This window comes from Amedibacillus sp. YH-ame6, assembly GCF_053848845.1.
Map to the genome: position 1 here is coordinate 22,422 of NZ_JBSPEZ010000018.1, position 19,276 is coordinate 41,697.

The following is a 19,276-nucleotide window of genomic DNA, read 5'->3' on the forward strand; positions in this document are numbered from 1 at the left end:
AAATTGAAACAAAAGTGCATTTCTTATATAATGAAAGGAGAGCGATATGTTTTCATGTCGCCGTTAAGTAAGGATTGTGATGAAATGAAATATGCAAAAAAAGCTAAGGTAATAGGGCTAGGATTTATGTTAACTGCAATCACTCTGACATCTATGCAGATGGACAGTGTTTTTGCGTCTGACGAAAAAAATGATGTATCAAATGCTCAAAGCACCTTGGAGAAAGAAGGCATATTTACTGCATTAGATAAAGATGGGAACATTACCTACATAAAACAAACAAATGAAGATATTACGGATGAATTAGAATTACCTGAAAAAACGGATACAGAAACAACGTTTGACTTAAAGGTACAAATAGGGAATTCAGAACCAGAAACAATCGCAAGCTATGATACGTTTAAGGAAGCAAACACTGCAATGAATAAAAAAGCAAGATCAAGAAGTGTTGGGAAATTGGCAGTTTACACAAATGATCAAATCCGTGCAGTAACAAATGGTGTTGTGAATTTTAGAACAAAGGCGTGTAGTGTCAATACTAATTATTTAGGTGATGGAGAAGATCCTGATGGATATACAAATGGATGCTATGGAGCAGATGCTGCTTATTTAGGAACCAATGCAGATGGAACAAAGGTTAAGTTTAGATTAGCTGGAGTTACTGGATGGGTAAATAAAGATGAAGTACAAATTTATGATTATGACAATAAATCCCAAGTAAAATCGATAAGTAACTATACTGTAGAGGGTGGACGTATTTATCATAATGTCACAACGAATATGAATTATGCAGGAACTGACTCTACACAGGATATAGGTCCTAAACAATCTTATATGAGTGAAGGAGCAACCTATTACAGTTATGATGGACATTATTTTTATACATCTTATGCACGAATGATTGCGGATTATAAAGCAAATACTTACAACAATTCTATCAATCCAAAGACGCCATATTATAGCTATTATCAATTTTTATCTTTCCGCTCAAAAACGAAATTTAGTGCTACCGATTTCAATACACGTGTAGCTTCTGCAGTTGGAAGTAATAAATCTGCATTAAGTAATCAAGGTGCAAATTATATTGATGTACAAAATACATTTGGTGTAAATGCTGCATTAGCTTTTGGTATTTCTGTAAATGAGAGTGGCTGGGGAAGAAGTGACTATGCATTAAATAGAAATAATATTTTTGGTATCGCTGCTTTTGACAGTGATCCAGATAATGCAACTAAATTCCCTAGTGTTAAAGAGTGTATCTTACAGTTTTCAAGAGATATCGTATCTATAGATTATACAGACCCACTTGATGCAAGTGGTTTATATCATGGCTCTAGTCTGGGAGATAAATCGGTTGGCTTTAATGTGAAATATGCATCTGATCCATTTTGGAGTGAAAAAGCAGCATCTCATGTATACAATTTAGAAAAGAATACTCCTAATAATAAAGACTATGGAAATTATAGCATCGGTATCAAAACAAACGGAGATAATATCAACATTCGTAAGGAAGCAAGCACATCTTCTACTGCGCTTTATAAAACAGGTGCTTGGAACAACTATTCATTTATAATATTGGATACTGTAACTGGAGAAAATGTAAACGGAAATACAAAGTGGTATAAGATAGCAACAGATCCACCATTAAATGCAAGCCGTACACAAATTGTACGATGTGGACATGGACAAGGTGGAGAATACAATTATACAAATAACTATGCCTATGTAAGCGCAGAGTATGTACGTGTGTTAAATGAAGGGGATTTTAATGATGGAGATTATGAAGCGTTACCTGGAGATGTGAATGGTGATGGTACTATAACGCCTGCAGATTACGTCAAGGTTAAAAATCACATTATGGGTAAATCAACACTTACTGGAAATTCACTAAAAGCAGCCGATATGAATGGTGACGGTATAATCACGCCAGCTGATTACGTGTTAATCAAAAATACAATCATGGGAAAATAGTTAGGAGAGCTACATGAAAAAAATATATAAAAACATTATTAAATTGTGCGGTGTCATTGTAATTCTCATCTCTTCCTTGATGTATACAATAGATTTAAAAGCTGCAAGTGTTTCTGTTTATGCTAGCGCAACTACAATTTATGTAGGACAATCAGCTACAATAACGGTTAGCGTTCAAAATGGTACAGGACACTTGACAGTTAACGGAGCGGTGCAAGATTATGATTGGTTTGAAGGTAGTTCTAAAACTTATACAATCACAGGCTCTTCTGTTGGACAACTTAAGGTATCAGTAACAGGTGTTATAGCAGATAGTGATACTGCAGTTGATATGGAAGTATCTAAATCTATTACGATCGATGTGATTGCGAAACCAGTAAGCCCATCGAATCCTGGCAACAATGGGAATAGTGGTGGAGGAAACACAGGAAATAATACACCTACAACATCGACAAATCCAGATGAAAAAGATGAAACAAAAGATAGTGATAGCTCTTTAGCTTCTTTATCTGTAAGTGATGGAGAATTATCTCCAGCATTTGCTAGTGCAACGACTTCTTATGAAGTAAATCTTCCAGCAGGTACTACGAAATTAACAGTGGATGCGAAAGCAAAGAGTGCGAAAGCGAGTGTATCTGGAACTGGTGCCTTGGATGTGAAAACTGGAGAAAATAACTTAGAAGTAGTTTGTACAGCTGAAAATGGTTCTAGTACGGTTTATAAGATCAAAGTAAATGTAAGTGAAAAACCTGTTGCTACTATCAAATATGGCAAGAAAAACTTGGGTGTGCTTAATCAATCAACAGATGTGAGTAAACTATTTACGGAAACAAAGGTTACCATTGATGGAAAAGAGGTAATCGCTTGGAAGAATGAAGCCTTAAAGATGACTTTGTTGTACATGCAAGATGAAAAAACAGGAGAAAAGAATCTCTATATATACGATGAAGCAAAGAAGGAAGTTACTTCCATTTACAAACCATTTGCTTTTGCAGGTAAAAATTTAGTGATGGTGGATATTCCAAAGGAACTACAAGAACGTAAAGGGATGAAGTTATCTACTGTTAAATTAGGAGATGTAGAAGTAACTGCGTGGGTGTTTGAAGATAAAACATTTGCGAATTATGCACTGTTATATGTCATGGATGAAGCCGGAAATATGGTGTATTACCAATATGAAAAGAAAGAAAACAGCTTGCAGTTATTTTCACAGGCCGCAGCGATTACGCAGGATTCCTATCAAACATATGTAGAGAAAATGGAAGGACGCAACCAGACATATTTGATTGCTATTTGTGTACTTTCCTTGCTTAGTGTTGGGCTTCTTATTACAACGATTACTTTATTTATAAAACGTAAAAATAATGCGAAATTTAAAAAGGTAAAGATAGAAAATGAGGGTTTAAGTGCAGAAGCAAAATCGTTATTAAATAAAGACTAAAATATTTGAAGAGAAGATGAAATGTCTTCTCTTTGTTTCAAAGAAATGAAAGAGCTTTAAAAAAAAGAAAAAATTTATATAAATATCATGAAAATGTTTTTAAACACCACAAATTATGGTATGATATATGAGATGAAAAAGCTAAAATATACTAAGGGGGTATAACCTTATGGACTATAAAAAGGAAATATATGCTTCCGTGGAAATCGCAGATCATGAAATTCGTATGGTAGTTGGCGAGTTTTATGAAACGCGTTTTAATATTCTACGTGTTGAAAAAACAGAAGTGAAGGGTATTGAACACAAAGAGATTCAAGATGAACAACTGGTGGTCAATGCAATTATAAAAACTGTAAAAAAAGTAGAAGAAGCATTAGGTTTTCGCATTGATCGTGTGTTGATGTCGATTCCAAGTGTGCATGTGACTCGTCATAATAAAAAAGTCTCTATCGTACCAGAAGCAAGTTCAAAGCGTGTTCGCTTAAGCGATATCCAAAAGGGATTGAATCAAGCGATTACGTTTAAACCTGAATCGGATCTGGAATTGGTGAATGTAGGATGTATCAAATACATCACAAATGGAATTACATCACGTAAGATGCCTTTGGAAGAGATTAGTGATATTCTTATTATGAATGTAGATTTACTATTTGCGGATAAAGAAATCGTCTATTCTTATGCACGTTGTGTAGAAAAGGCTGGATTGGAAATCATGGATATATGTCTGGATTCTTATGCAGTTGCGCAAGAAGCGGCAGTGTTTGAACAGACGGTTGATAAATTTGTAATCTTAGTGAATTTATCAAGAGATGATACAACTCTTTCTTTGTTCTCCCATGGAAAATTGGTAAGTAGCGAAGTGATTCCTGAAGGATATGGAACTTGGCTACATGAATTTGAGATTGAATATCAACTTTCAAATAAAATAAGTTTTAGATTACTTCAGAACACTTGTACATTTGATACTGCGAATGCTAAAGATTCTGTTATCTACATATGGTCTAGCGGTAATGAACAAAAACAGCTTACAGAGAAACAAGTATGTGAAGTTGTAGTTCCTAAGATCGACGAATGGATCCAAAAGATGAATGAAACATGTTTGCCAATTATTGAGAGTGGTGATGTACGTTATTTAATCACTGGTGAGGGTTGTGAAATACAATCACTTGCAGAGAAGATTAGCGTAATGAATGCGCCTGCTCAAATCTATGTACCACAAACGATTGGTGCTAGGGATTGTGCATATGTAACATGTTTGGGATTATTCTATAGTTGGAAAGAACAACAGAACATTCGACATGATGAGCGTATTAGTGTAGATGCAAGTAGCGTTGAGAAAGCATTGAATGCTGTGGCGCCTAAAGTAATGAGCGATGAAGGTGGATTTACCAAGAAGTTAAAAAGCATTTTGCTGAATGATAAATAGAAGAGAGCGAGGAATAAACATGAACGATTTACATTTTGAGCAAGTAGCAAATATAAAAGTATTTGGAATTGGTGGCGGTGGTTGTAATGCCGTAAACCGCATGGTATCAGAAGGTGTTAAAGGTGTCGAATTCTTTGTTGCAAATACAGATTTACAAGTACTTAATATTTCTCCAGTAGAAAATAAAATTGTACTAGGTAGAGAAATTACAAAGGGTCTTGGTGCCGGTGCAGATCCAGAAATGGGAAAACGCGCAGCACAAGAAAGCGAAAATGAAATTCGTGAAGCAATTAAAGGAAGTGACATGGTATTCATTACGACTGGTTTAGGTGGTGGTACTGGAACTGGTGCAGCTCCATTGTTCGCAAAAATTGCGAAAGAAGAAGGTGCGTTAACAGTAGGTATCGTTACAAAACCTTTCACATTTGAAGGAAAAAAACGTATGGTTTCTGCAGAAGCAGGACTTGCGGAATTGAAACAGTATGTGGATTCTTTGATTATTGTTTCTAATAATAACTTAATTGAAGTGATTGGAAGAAGACCTTTAACAGAGGCTTTCCAAGCTGCGGATAATGTACTTCGTCAAGGAGTGCAAACAATTACAGATTTAATTGCAGTACCTGCACTTATCAACTTAGATTTTGCGGATGTGCGTGCAATTATGCAAAATCAGGGTTCTGCTTTGATTGGTATTGGTATGGCTGAAGGTGAAGATAAAGCAAGAATGGCTGCAGAAAAAGCTATCCAATCTCCACTATTAGAGGCACAAATCAATGGTGCACGTAATGCCATCGTAAATATTACAGGTGGAGAATCTATTACTTTATTTGATGCAGAAGATGCAATGGCTCTTGTAAGAGATGCTGCAGGTAATGATATTGACGCAATCTTTGGTGTTGCCATCAATGAAAAACTTGGTGATTCCATTATTGTAACTGTAATTGCGACTGGTTTCGATAGTATTGAAGAAGCTATCCCAACACCAGTAGTAACAACAAAAGCTTCAACGTTTACAGTTCCTAAGACAGTTGTCGCACCACAACCAGTTGTAGAAGAAGTTGTGGAAGAAGAGGATCGTGAAGGAATTCCTTCATTCTTTACTCGCCGTTAATTATGAAATTATATTATATTGATGATTCTATGTTTCAAAAGTCTCAGTTCGCAACACAAACGTTGTATCGTTTTGAACGCTATGTTCAAAGACATGCATGTGATGTGATACTGATTAGTGCTGCACATGAAGATGATGTCAATATTGAGCGGTTTAGAAAATCGTTAGGAAATGTAAATGTTCTTGTGAGTCCTTGTCTTTTTGATGTAGAGGGTGTTCGTGGAAATTTGTTAAATACCTTATTGGCAATTGAAGATTTTCCATCTATGCAAACATTTAGTGGTTCGTTTGTAGCATTCGATACAAACACAGGAATTGTTCAAAGAATTTACTTAGAACTTTTTATGGAACATGATTTTGATGTGGATTTTATTGTTCGTGAAATGGAACAGATGCTACATGAGAAAATTATAAAAATGAAGAAGAAAACAATGCTTAACTAGAGTAGAAACGAAAGTTTCTGCTTTTTTTTGCGTGATTTGTCCCATTTCCTCTAGTTTTGTCAAATGTAGCATAGAGAAGGTTTCTATACATAGGCTTTACTAAGCAAAGGAGGAATTGTATGCCTTATCGTAAGAATATACAAAGTGTTGTAAAGGAATATGATAGTGATTTAAATACAGGACTGAGTGAACAAGAAGCACTTCAAAGGCTTCAAAAGAATGGAAAGAATGAATTAACAAAAAAGAAGAAAGAAACAGTTTTTGCGATGTTATTTGAACAATTTCAAGATCCTATGGTAATCATCTTAATCATAGGCGCAATCATTTCTGTCTTTCTTCAAGAAATCATAGATGCGATTATCATTATTACTGTTATTGTGTTGAATGCGGTAATCGGTGTGATACAAGAATATAAAGCGGAGAAAGCAATCGATGCATTGGAAAAGTTATCAACTCCCAAAGCGTATGTTATACGAGATGGTTTCTTGAGAGAAGTTGATTCGAAAGATTTGGTAGTTGGTGATATTGTTGAACTTGAAGTAGGACGTTATATCCCAGCAGATATGCGTTTACTTTCTACTAGCAATTTAAAAGTAGAGGAAAGTACATTAACGGGTGAGAGTGAGGCAGTAGAAAAAGAAGCAGATACATTATATGAGAATGAGATTAATATCAGCGATCAAAGAAATATGGTGTTTATGTCGACGTATGTTACATATGGAAAAGCTAGAGGAATTGTAGTACGTTGTGGAATGGACAGCGAAGTGGGCAAAATTGCCAAAATGCTAGATGAAACAAATGAGGATATGACACCATTGCAGGTGAGATTAGCTCATCTTTCAAAGATATTAGGGATGTTATGTGTCGTGATATGTGTCGCTATGTTTGCTGTATCTTTGTTACAGGGAAGAGATATTTTTGATATGTTGTTGTTGTCTATATCCCTAGCAGTTGCGGCGATTCCAGAAGGATTACCGGCAGTTGTGACAATTGTACTAGCTTTGGGTGTACAAGTCATGAGTAAAAACCATGCGATTATTAGAAAGCTTCATGCAGTTGAGACACTGGGATCTGTAAGTGTGATTTGTAGTGATAAAACAGGAACTTTAACGCAGAATAAAATGCATGTTGTAAGTAGCTTTGCGGATGGGGAATTATCTTCCATAAGTAAAGAACTCTTACGAGGATTTGCGCTTTGTAATGATGCACGTGTGCAGCAAGGGGAAATACTAGGGGAGCCTACGGAAATGGCATTATTGGCTTTTGCGGAAAAAGAGGGTGTTCATAAAGATCATGAAGATTTAACATATGTGCGAGTGAATGAAATTCCATTTGATTCCAACCGTAAGCTTATGACTACGATTCATCATCATGAACGCCAATACATTGCATATACCAAAGGAGCAATTGAAAAAATACTGAACTTGTGTACCAATGTGGAGGTACATGGAGAAAGTATTCGTTTGAATGAATATGAAAGAAATCGTATCCTAGAAGCAAGTAAGAAAGTGAGTGCGGATGCACAACGTGTATTGGGACTAGCGAAGCGCTCGCTTCGTGGATCAATGGAAGGCAATGTTGAGTATAAGATGACTTTTGTTGGTTTTGTAGGATTGATTGATCCACCACGAGAAGAAGTAAAAGATGCGATTGCTCTGTGTCATGATGCCCATATTCAAGTAGTAATGATAACAGGAGATCATCCTATTACTGCATTTGCGATTGCTCGTCAACTGGGGATTGCGAAGTATGAACAGTCGGTGATTACAGGGAAAGACTTGGATGAAATGAGTGATGAAACACTCGCACAACATGTGAAGAATTATCGCGTGTTCGCAAGAGTGACTCCGGAACATAAAGTGCGCATTGTAAAAGCATTTAAGAAACATAAGTTAGTGGTGGCTATGTCAGGGGATGGGGTAAATGATGCGCCAAGTTTAAAGAATGCGGATATTGGTATTGCGATGGGGAAAAGTGGAACAGATGTATGTAAACAGGCAAGTGATATGATTCTTGCGGATGATAATTTTGCGACTATCGTAAAAGCTGTTGAACAAGGAAGAAATATATACCTTAACATACAAAAAGCAGTTTTATATTTATTAAGTTGTAACTTGGGAGAAATCATGTCTTTATTCCTTGCGATAGTTTGTATGCCACATGTGGTATCTACTCTATCTGCAATTCAGATTTTATGGGTAAATCTTGTGACGGATGCATTTCCAGCTCTAGCATTGGGTGTAGATCCCAAAGATCAATTCATTATGAAAGAAAAGCCTAGAAGTCTTAAGGAAAGCTTGTTTGGACATGGAGGAATGTCCTTTACAATATTAAATGGGTTATTTATTGGAACGATTACCTTAGTTGCATTTCGATATGGTTTGAATGAATCAAGTGCAAAAGCACAAACAATGGCATTTATGGTTTTATCTATTTCTCAATTATTTCATTCTTTGAATCTACGTTCACGAACACATTCCATATTTGAGGTGGGAATCTTGAAGAACAAATGGTTACTATTAACGATAGTGTTTGGAATTGTATTACAAATTGCGGTATGTCAACTACCTATCTTCCATATCCTATTAAAGACGGTATCTCTAGGTTGGATGGAATGGATAATTGTTATGACATTGTCTATTGGAGTAATCGTAATAAATGAGATAAGTAAATGGGTAGCAAAAGAAAAATAATATCGATTTTTATGATATAATATTGTACAAGTCGTGCAGAATAAACAGAGCGAGACGAATCCCTCTGTTTTTTCATGCGATGAAAGGAGAATGTATGAAAAAAATTATAGAAGAGCGTGCGGATGATATCCCTTTGGTATTAGACGAGCATGAATTCTCACAACCGGATAACGGTAACTTACTATTGGATGTTCAAGATAAGCCACAACCATTGCAGTGGTTATTCTTGTCTTTCCAACATGTATTTGCAATGTTTGGGGCAACTATTTTGGTTCCAACATTAACAGGATTTCCTGTTTCAGTTGCATTGTTTGCGAGCGGTATTGGTACTTTGATTTATACCTTTATCACAAAACGTAAAGTGCCTGTATATTTGGGATCTTCCTTTGCGTACATAGGAGCTGTTATCATTGCGGTTGAAGCAATGAATGGGGACGTATCTGCTGCACAAACAGGATTAATGATGGTGGGACTTATTTATGTGATTGTAGCTTGCATTGTAAAAGTGATTGGGAAAGCTTGGATTGATCGCTTGTTACCTTCAATTGTAATTGGTCCAATGATTGCGGTGATTGGATTAGGTCTTGCGGCAAATGCGGTTAAGAATGCGAGTTTTGTGGAAAACGGGGATGGACGTTCCATGTTAGTTGCGGTGGTTACCTTCTTGATTGCGGCACTTATATCTACAAAAGCAAAGGGTTTTTTCAAAATCATTCCATTTCTAGTTGCAATTTTATGTGGATATGTAATATCTCTTTGTTTAGGATTGGTAGATTTTCAAGCAGTGGTGGATGCGAAATGGTTCTCACTACCAAAATTTATACTACCATTCTCAGTGCCTGGATTCAAAACGTATAGTCTTCACTTTGGACCAGAGACATGGGCGATTTTACCAGTTGCCTTTGTAACGATTGCGGAACATATTGGAGATCATACTGTATTAGGAAAGATTTGTGGTCGTAACTTCTTGAAAGATCCAGGTTTGGATAAAACTTTAATGGGAGATGGTATTGCGACAGCAGTATCTGCATTCCTTGGTGGACCAGCAAATACGACTTATGGAGAAAATACAGGTGTTATTGGAATGACAAAAATAGCAAGTGTATATGTTACATCTGGTGCTGCTTGTATTGCCATATTATTATCCTGTGTAGGAAAAATTTCTGCGTTTATATCTACCATTCCGGTTTGTGTTCTTGGTGGTATGAGTATCTTGTTATATGGGGTTATCGCTAGTAATGGATTACGTGTATTAGTGGATAATCAAATTGATTTTGGAAAACAAAGAAATCTAGTAATTGCCAGTGCTATGTTAGTAATCGGATTAGGTGGAGCAATACTTCCGATTGGTTCTTTTATGACATTAAGTGGTACTGCATTATCTGCTTTAGTAGGAATTATATTAAATCTGATTTTACCAAAGCAATAGAAAAAAACTCGTATGTGAAATGTATCCACATACGAGTTTTTTTACTTTTTCATCACATCATCTTCATGATGAAAATAAGGGTGTTTCCAAGAAACAATACTTGTTAATTTCATATTTATAAAGTTCTTTGGAGTGATTGTGTATAGGAATGGTAGTAGCACGGCTAATAATAGGGAATCGTTTAGTTTTAAAACAGCCGTTCCTAATAAGCAAGCAAGTGGAGCAGGCCATCCCCACTGTAATGCATTTTCATAAAATTGTCGTTCCCATCCACTGTCTGGAACCCCTGAGGTTCTCCAAAGTGTTAGAAGGGTAGATAATACAGTAGCTAGCACAAAATAGCTTACAAGCGCTATGCCAAGACGTTTCCAAGTGATGACTCCTTGTTTGCGTAAGGCAATACCAACACATAAGGCAGCCATGGCGCTTACTGCATAATACACGAGAGAACTACTATCGTAAATAACGGCAGCTTGATAGAAGTTGGTTGCGAAAGCAACTAACAATCCAGCCGTTGGTTCCAAAATCATAGCTACATAAGCAGTACCAATATTATCCATCCAAAATGGCAAATGGAATACATGAGCAATCTGATAGAATCCAAGGTTCAAAATCATACCTAACACCATGATGAAGGCATAACGTTTTACATTACTACGCTTTTCCATTATGCTCTTCCTCCTTTTGTTTCTTGCGTTCTAGTTTTCTTTGTTCGCGCTCTTCAATATCACGATGTATTTCTTCTAAGAAACCACCTGTAACAATACCAGCAGGCATTGCGATGACCGCAACTCCAAACAAGGAGGAAATCATACTAATTAATTTACCGACATCGGTATGTGGGAACACATCCCCATATCCAACCGTGGTCAATGCTGTCGTTGCCCAATATAACGCATCAAAGAAATTTCCAAACGTAGATTTCGGTTCATAAACAAACATAATCAACGCAGATACGATGATGTAAAATACCGCAATCAACAAGACGGATAATAAAGTCTTTCTTTCGTTCTTAAACACATTTACAACATGTTGGAAACTTCTTGAGTAATGAATTACCTTTGTTAAACGTAACAAACGTAAAATCATGAAACTCTTTGGAAGTAAACCAATCGATGGAAGGATGGATAAGATATCCATAATGGCAAATGGTGTAATAGGATACATTATAAATGCCCATGGAGAATGCTTCTTCACACGATAATCATGTGTAATCCATCGTAAAATATAATCTAAGAATAATAAATAAACGGTAATTGTTTCAATGGTATTTAAAATGTTATTACTTGTACGAAACATCAACGGTACGACACTGACACAAGCAATGAGCATAATATACCAATCATATGCTTTACTAAGAGGGTCGTGGTCATGTGCCTTTTCTATTAGTGTATATATTCGCTCTCTCATGTCTTACACCAATTAAAATATAAAGGCAGCTAATGGCATTAAGATATTTCCTAATAGGATGTAAAGTAATAAAATATAGAACATTCTTCTTCCATAATAACTAGCAAATGCTTTATCTTGATATTTGTTACGTATTCGATTCACGTTAATAACGGTTAACGCAACTGCAAGAATGGATAGAACTCCAAAGAAGTTTACATATTCTAATAATCCTAAATCAAGAGCATCTGGTAATAAGTTCGCCCCAACCATAATATTGGATACCGTACCAAATAAAGCTGCAGGTATCATACTTAATGGATCCACATGGTGATAACTACATAAGAATAAGGTAATCAACACCCAAGTAATCGTACCAACTAAAGCAATAAAACATTTTACATACAAACCTGCACTTGTACGATTGATTTCAATTGCGGTCATATATTCACTAGAAGTGATATCTCCCTTAATTTCAGGATCTCCCGTACTCTTTGTGGTATACCCTGTAACACCCGTACCAAAACGTGTTAAATCATATCCAGTAATGCTTAGGTTTGGATTACAACTACTAAGTTTGTCATCTCCTAAGAAATGTACTTTTTCAATTGGATAATTTGACATAAGATACATGCGTAATTGGTGAGATTCTAATGGGAATCGTTTTGTCCAATATTCCTTTGTGACAGTTACATCAACACGAACTTTTTGATAATTCATATTTCCTTCATGATAATCTTTAATCACTTCTTGTTTATTAATCGTTCCCTTATAAATACGGTAATGATTAATCATATTCAAATTAGGATCTCCCTCCCATTTGAACCAGATTTCATAAGAAGCACGGAAACTTGAACCTTTGATATTAATTTCCTTCAAGTTTTCAACGTATGTGCCAACTTCTACTTCAATGGAGTCCTGTCCTCGTTCTTCTACGGCTTGTGTATATTCCACAGGGGTTTTCATATAACTATTCCAATATTCATCCTCTGAGGTCTTATCTTTATAAAGTGTTGTGACAGCACAAGCGATGTAGGTTGTGGCTATCCCAATCACCAACAACATGGTGATCAATAGTCTTTTCTTTTGACCTTTGTCAAGTTCTTTAAACTTCATAATCTTATCTCTCCCTTTTCTATTCATATCTAAAACCTGTACGGCATCATCATTATAGCGTACTTCCTTATCGAATATAAAAAATTGCGAAAATAATTTTTACAAAAGTTACATAGAATTCTTTTTAAAGCTAATTCACAATTGGTTTGACGAGCAATCATCAATGATAATAAGATTAATACTTGAATAATTTGTTGCAATGATACAAGTATAGTTAGATAACGATTTTGTAAAATTGTATAAATAGGTAGTAGTGATGAAAGTAAAAAAGTATTGAAAACGTAGATTATTTATGACAGTTAAGTGAGTCATTTTAAATCTACGTTTTTATGGAAGATACGATAGGAGCTTTAGGTCTTTCAATTTGATTGAACAGGAAATGTTTTTGATTTAGGGTAAGATTATTCATACTATCTATTTAATCTTAAAAAAACGATTCTGCTTTATCCATTTGGAATGTATCTTTGTTTCATTTTTCTTAAGCAACAATGTCATCGTTTGTTAACAATATTTTTTTGCAGACCTTCCATATTTATAAAATTATGGAAGATAAGAAAATCTTTTTTTCTTAATGATAAGATAAGAGATAGCCACAAACAATCCAAGTACTTCAGCTACTGGAACTGCGATCCAAATACCAACTTCACCTAATATATTTGGAAGAATGAGAATAGCTCCTATAATGAAAATGAATGTTCTAGAAAAAGATATGATGGCGGATGTCTTACCATCAGAAAAAGCTGTAAACAAGGCGGAAGAAAAAATCCCCAATCCCATAATAATAAAAGCTAGTGAATATATGTTGAAACCATAAAGTGTGATATCATAAACAGCACTATTAGTAGGAGTGAAAATAGTCAATGCGTTAGATACTGTTAAATGAATTAGTATATTTGCCACTATGGAGCTGATGATTAAGAATATTATGCTGTTTTTGAATATGCTTTCTAACTGGGTTTTATCATCATTCCCGAATTTATAACTAATAATAGGGGCAATACCATTAGAATATCCGAAATAAAGTGCTGTAAAAATATATTGGAAATATAGGATTATGGTAATCGATGCAACACCATCTTCACCATAAAACTGTAACAAAGTATAATTAAATAAAAATGTCGTTACAGCATTTGCCAAATTGGTTACCATTTCAGATGAACCATTTGTGCACGATTGTAAAAGTACTTTGCGATCAAATTGAGGTTTGACAAAATGCAAGGGATTTTTCTTCGAATTAATGAAGAATAAAATGCCAACTATCGCAGGGATGCAGTAACCAATTCCAGTAGCAATTGCTGCGCCTGCAACTCCCATATTTAGTGGAACCATAAAAATATAATCCAGTACAATATTTGTAATACCAGCTAAAACTGTGACGATTAAGCCAAGTGTAGGTTTTCCAGCGGTTACAAAAAAAGTTTGGAAAGCAGTCTGTAGAAAAAAAGCAGGTGCAAAAATTAATATGATTTTTGCATAAGGAATGGAGATAGGTGCTTGTGTTGCACTTGTCCCTAAAAATGAGATGATTTCATCAATGAACAAATTGCCTACTATCGCAATCCCAATTCCAATCAATAGCTCCACAACAATAAGAAAACTCAAATTATTCTGCGCTTCTTTTTGTTTTCCTTCGCCTAATTTTCTTGCAATAATTGCGCTTCCTCCCGTTGCAATCATAATTGCAATGGACATTTCAAAACAAATAGCCGGATAAAACATATTAACTGCTGATAATGCTGTTGTCCCAATGAAACGCGAAACAAACATTCCATCTATGATAATATACATCGATAGGCTAATCATCATAATAATGTTTGGTATGGCAAATGTTAGCAATGAGGTAAATGAAAACTTTCGGGCTAATGCATTATCCATTTTGTATTTCCTCCTTTAGTAATTCATAGTATTTTGTATTACTCTCTATCAGCTGGTTTCTTTTTGTATCACCTAGTTTTTCCATTGCATTCTCTTCCATTTGATGAAGCTTATGCAATATAGAGGAAGCGTAAATTTCCCCATCTTTTGTAAATGTAATATGCCTTTCTCTTTTGTTCTTTTCATTTGCTGTAATCGAAATATATCCACTTTTTTCAAAGTCTGATAAAATGCCATGTACAGTTTGTTTAGGCAATGCCCACCACTCACAAATTTGTTTTTGAGTGCAAGTTTTATAATCATTTAAGGTATATAAAATAACCAAAGCATTATAGTTTAGTTGATGTTTTTTTGCCCATATCCTGTATAAATCTAAGGTTCCACTCAAAGCAATATTAACTAGTTTAATTTGTTCACGAAGTTCCATAACACGTTCTCCTTAGTACGAATCCGTACCATTACATGATAGTACGAATTCGTACCATTGTCAATAGTGGCTTCGCTTTTTATGAAAAGTTTTAATTATTTTATATTGCTTGTTGAATATCGTTCCTATAATTTATAAGATTTGTATTCTTTGTTTCGTTGCTGATGTTTTTCAATGGAACATAAATATGGTTTGTAACTTCATAAGAGAGAGATTTACCAAACAAAATGAGATTTACGGATGAAAAATATAAAACGAAAAAGAATGAATTATGTTTCATAAAATGGTAAAATAGAACCGGTGATTATATGAGATTTAAACGAATTTATATAGAAGTAATCAATACGTGTAATTTATCTTGTTCTTTTTGTATACAAAATCAAAGAGAACCTAGAATGATGGAAGTTACACAGTTTTCAAATATTCTTTCACAAATGAAACCATATTGCGAATATATCTATCTACATGTGTTAGGAGAACCCTTGTCACATCCTCAACTGAATGAACTTCTAGATGTGGCAAATGCTATGGGAATACATGTAAATATTACAACAAATGGAACGTTACTAGCAAAACAAAAAGAAGTACTAAAAGCACATACGATACGACAAATCAATGTATCCTTACATAGCTTTCCACAACATACTAGAGCACATTATTTTGAAGATGTATTTCGCGTATGTGAAGAACTGGCTTCTTTTGGTGTTTATATCAATTATCGATTATGGAGTCTTCAAGAACAAGGATTACAAAGTGAGAGTGAAGAGATTTTAAAGGAAGTATTAAAACGCTATAACAAGGGTATGGAGGAAGTGGATATCAAACGATTACAACGTATTTCACTTCAAAGAAACATATCACTACACTTTGAGGAAGTATTTGCTTGGCCATCGTTACAACATCCTTTTGTGAATGAAACAGGAAGGTGTTTAGGAATGAAGGATATGTGTGCCATCCTAAGTAATGGAGAAGTCGTTCCTTGTTGTTTAGATAGCAAAGGGGAATGTAGCTTGGGAAACATCTATGAACAAAGCTTTGAGGATATCATCACTTCTTCCAAAGCACAAACAATCGTAGAAGGATTTTTAAAAGGGAAAATAGAAGAGGAACTTTGTAAACATTGTTCCTATCGTTTACGATTTTCAAAATAGGAGGAAGCGTATGCCTTATTTTCAAAAAGAAGAATGTCAAGTATATTATGAAACGTTTGGAGATCCTTCAAAAGAAGCCTTGTTGATGTTGCATGGAAATGGGGAGAATGGCGCAATTTTTGAAAAACAAATTGCTTATTTCTCTAAAAACTATTACGTAATCACGATGGATATGCGAGGGCATGGGAAATCTATGCTAGGAAGTATACCTCTTAATTTTGATGTGTTTTCACAAGATGTACTTGCTATGCTTGACCTTTTACATATAGAACAAGTTCATATTCTTGGATTTAGTGATGGAGGAAATACAGCCATCCAATTCGCATTATCCCATGAAAATCGTGTAAAAAGCATTATTGCCAATGGGGCAGACCTTACTACCAAAGGAATTAAGGGGCATATACAATTCTTTATTGTACTCACTTATTGGATGATATTTGCATGTTCACGTTGTTTTCATAGCTTGAAAAAAAGAGAACAAGTGATGGGGTTAATGGTGCATTATCCTCATATAACATATGAACAATTAGAAACGATTGAACTACCTGTACTTGTACTAGTGGGACATAAAGACATGGTGAAAGAAGAACATTCAAGATCCATCGCAACGCATGTAAAACATGGAGAACTCGTTATCTTGCAAGGAAGTCACTTTATTTATAAAGACTGTCCACAAGAATACAATCAAGCCATTGAAAAGTTTCTTACAAGGCAAGGGTAATAGATTGCGAGTATCTTTGTAATCCGTTATACTTATAGATAGATGGTGATGCAATGAAACTGAAAGATTTACGAATTTCAGATAAGAAAATAGAAATTCTACATACAATGAATGTCTTCCAAGCGGAAGACCTTTTGACATACTATCCTTTTCGTTATGAAGAAATGGCAATCACTCCACGAACCACGTGGGAAAAAGAACAAAAAATAACAATAGAAGCCATCATCCTTTCTAGAGCACGTGTGATTCGCTTCAAAGGAAAACAAAGTGTTACGAAATTTAAAGTATTATATGAGGAAGAAGAGTTTGATATCTCCTTGTTTAATCGACCTTGGGTGAGCACCTTTACGGTTGGAAAATCTATCACTATCATAGGAAAGTATGATGGTGGAAGTCGTATTACCGCTTTACAATACAACTTTCAACCTTTACAGGAGCAATTAGGCATCCATCCAGTGTATAACTTACGAGATGGTATAACACAAAAAGATATTCAAAAATATATAGAAAAAGCATTTGTACAATTACAAGATCAAATACAAGATTTTGTACCAGAAATATTCAAAGAGAAATATAAGTTGATGAATCGAAAAGATGCCTTATATCACATTCATCATCCACAAAATAGAAACGCTCTTAAACAAAGCTTACGACTTCTAAAATATGAAGAGTTTCTTCGTTTTCAACTTGCTATGCAAGCGATTAAGGTAAAAGAAAAAGCCGTTATGCATGGACATCAAAAGGAATTTTTAATGGAAGAAGTAATGGACTTAAAACATACGTTATCCTTTGAATTGACCAATGATCAAAATAAAGTTATTGAAGAAATATTGGATGATTTAAAAAGTGATAAAGTAATGTATCGTATGGTACAAGGAGATGTTGGGTGTGGAAAAACGCTTGTTGCGGCTTTTGGTTTATATGCGTGTGTATTAGCGCATAAACAAGCTGCCTTTATGGCACCTACAGAAATTCTAGCAAAACAACATTACCAAAATTTAAAGAAAACATTTCAAGATATAGAAATTGAAATTGAAGTGTTATACAGCAGTTTAAAGCCAGTAGACAAGAAAGAAATCTTACGTAGACTAAAAGACAATGAAATTGATATCTTAATAGGAACGCATGCATTGTTTCAAGAAGACGTTGATTTTTATGACTTAGGTATGGTGGTTGCGGATGAACAACATCGTTTTGGTGTATCCCAACGTAGACGATTGTTGGAAAAAGGGGACAAAGTTGACTTCTTATTGATGAGTGCAACACCAATTCCAAGAACGCTTGCGATTTCTTTGTATGGAGATATGGATGTATCCACCATTCAAGAATTACCAAAAGGACGCATGAAAGTAGAGACAAGATTGATCCGTTCTAAATCTATGGCGCCTATCTTAGAAGATGTACTAGAGAAGATAGATCAAGGAAATCAATGTTATGTAGTATGTCCTGCCATTGAAAAAAATGAAGATTACGATATGCGTAATGTCATGGGTATTTATGAAGGAATGTGTCAATCCTTAGGAAGACGCTATCAAATTGGACTATTACATGGTAGAATGAGTCCGCAAGAAAAAGATGATGTAATGGAACGTTTTGTAAGTGGTAAGATCGATATCTTGGTTTCTACGACTGTTATCGAAGTTGGTGTTGATGTGAAGAATGCCAATATTATGGTTATTTATGATGCTCATCGTTTTGGATTGAGTCAAATTCATCAGCTACGTGGTCGAGTAGGTCGTGGAGATAAGGCAGGGTATTGTTATCTCTTGACAAGCAGTAGTGATCCAGATAGTTTAGCACGTATGAAAATATGTGAGAAAACAAGTGATGGATTTGAAATTGCACGTGCAGATTTACAACTAAGAGGACCTGGTGATATATTAGGAACCCGACAAAGTGGAGTACCTGGTTTTATCTTAGGAGATGTGATTCAAGATAGCAATATCTTAGAAGTGGCACGAGATGATGCCACCTACATACTGAAACATATCGAAGAAGCATCTTATGAAATGATTGCGAACTACTTGAAAACTACAATTGATAGTGGAACATATTTGGATTGATGATATAATAAAAGACAATA

At 35.1% G+C, this 19,276-nt stretch carries 15 protein-coding genes; 10 read left to right on the forward strand and 5 right to left on the reverse strand.

The genetic code is table 11. The annotated features are described in order from the left end of the window. Nucleotides 1–54: 54 nt before the first annotated feature. The 7 genes from ACWG0P_RS11620 to ACWG0P_RS11650 all read left to right on the forward strand — a co-directional run bounded on the left by ACWG0P_RS11620 (nt 55) and on the right by ACWG0P_RS11650 (nt 10,514). Nucleotides 55–1,971: a dockerin type I domain-containing protein gene (locus ACWG0P_RS11620; protein ID WP_455801853.1), complete on the forward strand. Its 1,917-nt coding sequence runs from the start codon at nt 55–57 to the stop codon at nt 1,969–1,971. A gap of 13 nt (nt 1,972–1,984) precedes the next feature. Continuing rightward, entirely contained in the window at nt 1,985–3,412 is a 1,428-nt protein-coding gene (locus ACWG0P_RS11625; protein WP_455801854.1) for a cadherin-like beta sandwich domain-containing protein, read from the forward strand. Nucleotides 3,413–3,581: 169 nt separating this feature from the next. Further along, nucleotides 3,582–4,838 carry a cell division protein FtsA gene (locus ACWG0P_RS11630; RefSeq protein WP_455801855.1) on the forward strand — a complete coding sequence of 419 codons (1,257 nt, stop codon included), beginning with the start codon at nt 3,582–3,584 and terminating at the stop codon, nt 4,836–4,838. 19 nt (nt 4,839–4,857) lie between these two features. Next, nucleotides 4,858–5,949, forward strand: a complete 1,092-nt coding sequence (ftsZ, locus tag ACWG0P_RS11635) for a cell division protein FtsZ (protein ID WP_455791944.1) — start codon at nt 4,858–4,860, stop codon at nt 5,947–5,949. A 2-nt stretch (nt 5,950–5,951) separates the two neighbouring features. Further along, nucleotides 5,952–6,392, forward strand: coding sequence for a hypothetical protein (locus ACWG0P_RS11640; protein WP_455791943.1), 441 nt, complete (start codon nt 5,952–5,954; stop codon nt 6,390–6,392). Between the two features lie 119 nt (nt 6,393–6,511). After that, nucleotides 6,512–9,085 carry a cation-translocating P-type ATPase gene (locus ACWG0P_RS11645; protein WP_455801856.1) on the forward strand — a complete coding sequence of 858 codons (2,574 nt, stop codon included), beginning with the start codon at nt 6,512–6,514 and terminating at the stop codon, nt 9,083–9,085. 94 nt (nt 9,086–9,179) lie between these two features. Further along, nucleotides 9,180–10,514, forward strand: coding sequence for a uracil-xanthine permease family protein (locus tag ACWG0P_RS11650; RefSeq protein ID WP_455801857.1), 1,335 nt, complete (start codon nt 9,180–9,182; stop codon nt 10,512–10,514). A 41-nt stretch (nt 10,515–10,555) separates the two neighbouring features. Here the strand turns inward: ACWG0P_RS11650 and ACWG0P_RS11655 are convergent, their stop codons facing one another. From ACWG0P_RS11655 to ACWG0P_RS11675, 5 genes are all read right to left on the reverse strand, one after another. Continuing rightward, the gene (locus ACWG0P_RS11655; RefSeq protein WP_455801858.1) at nt 10,556–11,182 is read right to left on the reverse strand and encodes a hypothetical protein; all 627 of its coding nucleotides are present in this window, start codon (nt 11,180–11,182) and stop codon (nt 10,556–10,558) included. Next, on the reverse strand, nt 11,169–11,924 hold the full coding sequence (locus tag ACWG0P_RS11660; RefSeq protein WP_455791938.1) for an ion transporter: 756 nt from the start codon (nt 11,922–11,924) through the stop codon (nt 11,169–11,171). Before ACWG0P_RS11660 ends, ACWG0P_RS11655 begins: the two co-directional genes overlap by 14 nt. A gap of 12 nt (nt 11,925–11,936) precedes the next feature. Further along, on the reverse strand, nt 11,937–13,019 hold the full coding sequence (locus tag ACWG0P_RS11665; protein ID WP_455801859.1) for a hypothetical protein: 1,083 nt from the start codon (nt 13,017–13,019) through the stop codon (nt 11,937–11,939). Between the two features lie 540 nt (nt 13,020–13,559). Continuing rightward, on the reverse strand, nt 13,560–14,894 hold the full coding sequence (locus tag ACWG0P_RS11670; protein WP_455801860.1) for an MATE family efflux transporter: 1,335 nt from the start codon (nt 14,892–14,894) through the stop codon (nt 13,560–13,562). Further along, on the reverse strand, nt 14,887–15,321 hold the full coding sequence (locus ACWG0P_RS11675) for a MarR family winged helix-turn-helix transcriptional regulator (RefSeq protein WP_455801861.1): 435 nt from the start codon (nt 15,319–15,321) through the stop codon (nt 14,887–14,889). The genes ACWG0P_RS11670 and ACWG0P_RS11675 overlap by 8 nt, the downstream gene beginning before the upstream one ends. Nucleotides 15,322–15,629: 308 nt before the next feature. On the opposite strand from ACWG0P_RS11675, the gene ACWG0P_RS11680 reads away from it, so the two are divergent. From ACWG0P_RS11680 to recG, 3 genes are read left to right on the forward strand one after another with little or no spacing between them, the layout of a single operon-like run. Further along, nucleotides 15,630–16,472, forward strand: coding sequence for a radical SAM/SPASM domain-containing protein (locus ACWG0P_RS11680; RefSeq protein ID WP_455801862.1), 843 nt, complete (start codon nt 15,630–15,632; stop codon nt 16,470–16,472). Between the two features lie 10 nt (nt 16,473–16,482). Continuing rightward, entirely contained in the window at nt 16,483–17,193 is a 711-nt protein-coding gene (locus tag ACWG0P_RS11685) for an alpha/beta fold hydrolase (RefSeq protein WP_455801863.1), read from the forward strand. 53 nt (nt 17,194–17,246) lie between these two features. Continuing rightward, nucleotides 17,247–19,256, forward strand: coding sequence for an ATP-dependent DNA helicase RecG (gene recG / locus ACWG0P_RS11690; protein ID WP_455801864.1), 2,010 nt, complete (start codon nt 17,247–17,249; stop codon nt 19,254–19,256). Nucleotides 19,257–19,276: the final 20 nt, after the last annotated feature.

Coding starts and splice junctions, on each gene's coding strand:
- ACWG0P_RS11630 (WP_455801855.1), top strand. CDS start 3,582: ATGGACTATAAAAAGGAAATATATGCTTCCGTGGAAATCGCAGATCAT.
- ACWG0P_RS11685 (WP_455801863.1), top strand. CDS start 16,483: ATGCCTTATTTTCAAAAAGAAGAATGTCAAGTATATTATGAAACGTTT.
- ACWG0P_RS11645 (WP_455801856.1), top strand. CDS start 6,512: ATGCCTTATCGTAAGAATATACAAAGTGTTGTAAAGGAATATGATAGT.
- recG (WP_455801864.1), top strand. CDS start 17,247: ATGAAACTGAAAGATTTACGAATTTCAGATAAGAAAATAGAAATTCTA.
- ftsZ (WP_455791944.1), top strand. CDS start 4,858: ATGAACGATTTACATTTTGAGCAAGTAGCAAATATAAAAGTATTTGGA.
- ACWG0P_RS11665 (WP_455801859.1), bottom strand. CDS start 13,019: ATGAAGTTTAAAGAACTTGACAAAGGTCAAAAGAAAAGACTATTGATC.
- ACWG0P_RS11675 (WP_455801861.1), bottom strand. CDS start 15,321: ATGGAACTTCGTGAACAAATTAAACTAGTTAATATTGCTTTGAGTGGA.
- ACWG0P_RS11625 (WP_455801854.1), top strand. CDS start 1,985: ATGAAAAAAATATATAAAAACATTATTAAATTGTGCGGTGTCATTGTA.
- ACWG0P_RS11655 (WP_455801858.1), bottom strand. CDS start 11,182: ATGGAAAAGCGTAGTAATGTAAAACGTTATGCCTTCATCATGGTGTTA.
- ACWG0P_RS11670 (WP_455801860.1), bottom strand. CDS start 14,894: ATGGATAATGCATTAGCCCGAAAGTTTTCATTTACCTCATTGCTAACA.
- ACWG0P_RS11680 (WP_455801862.1), top strand. CDS start 15,630: ATGAGATTTAAACGAATTTATATAGAAGTAATCAATACGTGTAATTTA.
- ACWG0P_RS11640 (WP_455791943.1), top strand. CDS start 5,952: ATGAAATTATATTATATTGATGATTCTATGTTTCAAAAGTCTCAGTTC.
- ACWG0P_RS11620 (WP_455801853.1), top strand. CDS start 55: ATGTCGCCGTTAAGTAAGGATTGTGATGAAATGAAATATGCAAAAAAA.
- ACWG0P_RS11660 (WP_455791938.1), bottom strand. CDS start 11,924: ATGAGAGAGCGAATATATACACTAATAGAAAAGGCACATGACCACGAC.
- ACWG0P_RS11650 (WP_455801857.1), top strand. CDS start 9,180: ATGAAAAAAATTATAGAAGAGCGTGCGGATGATATCCCTTTGGTATTA.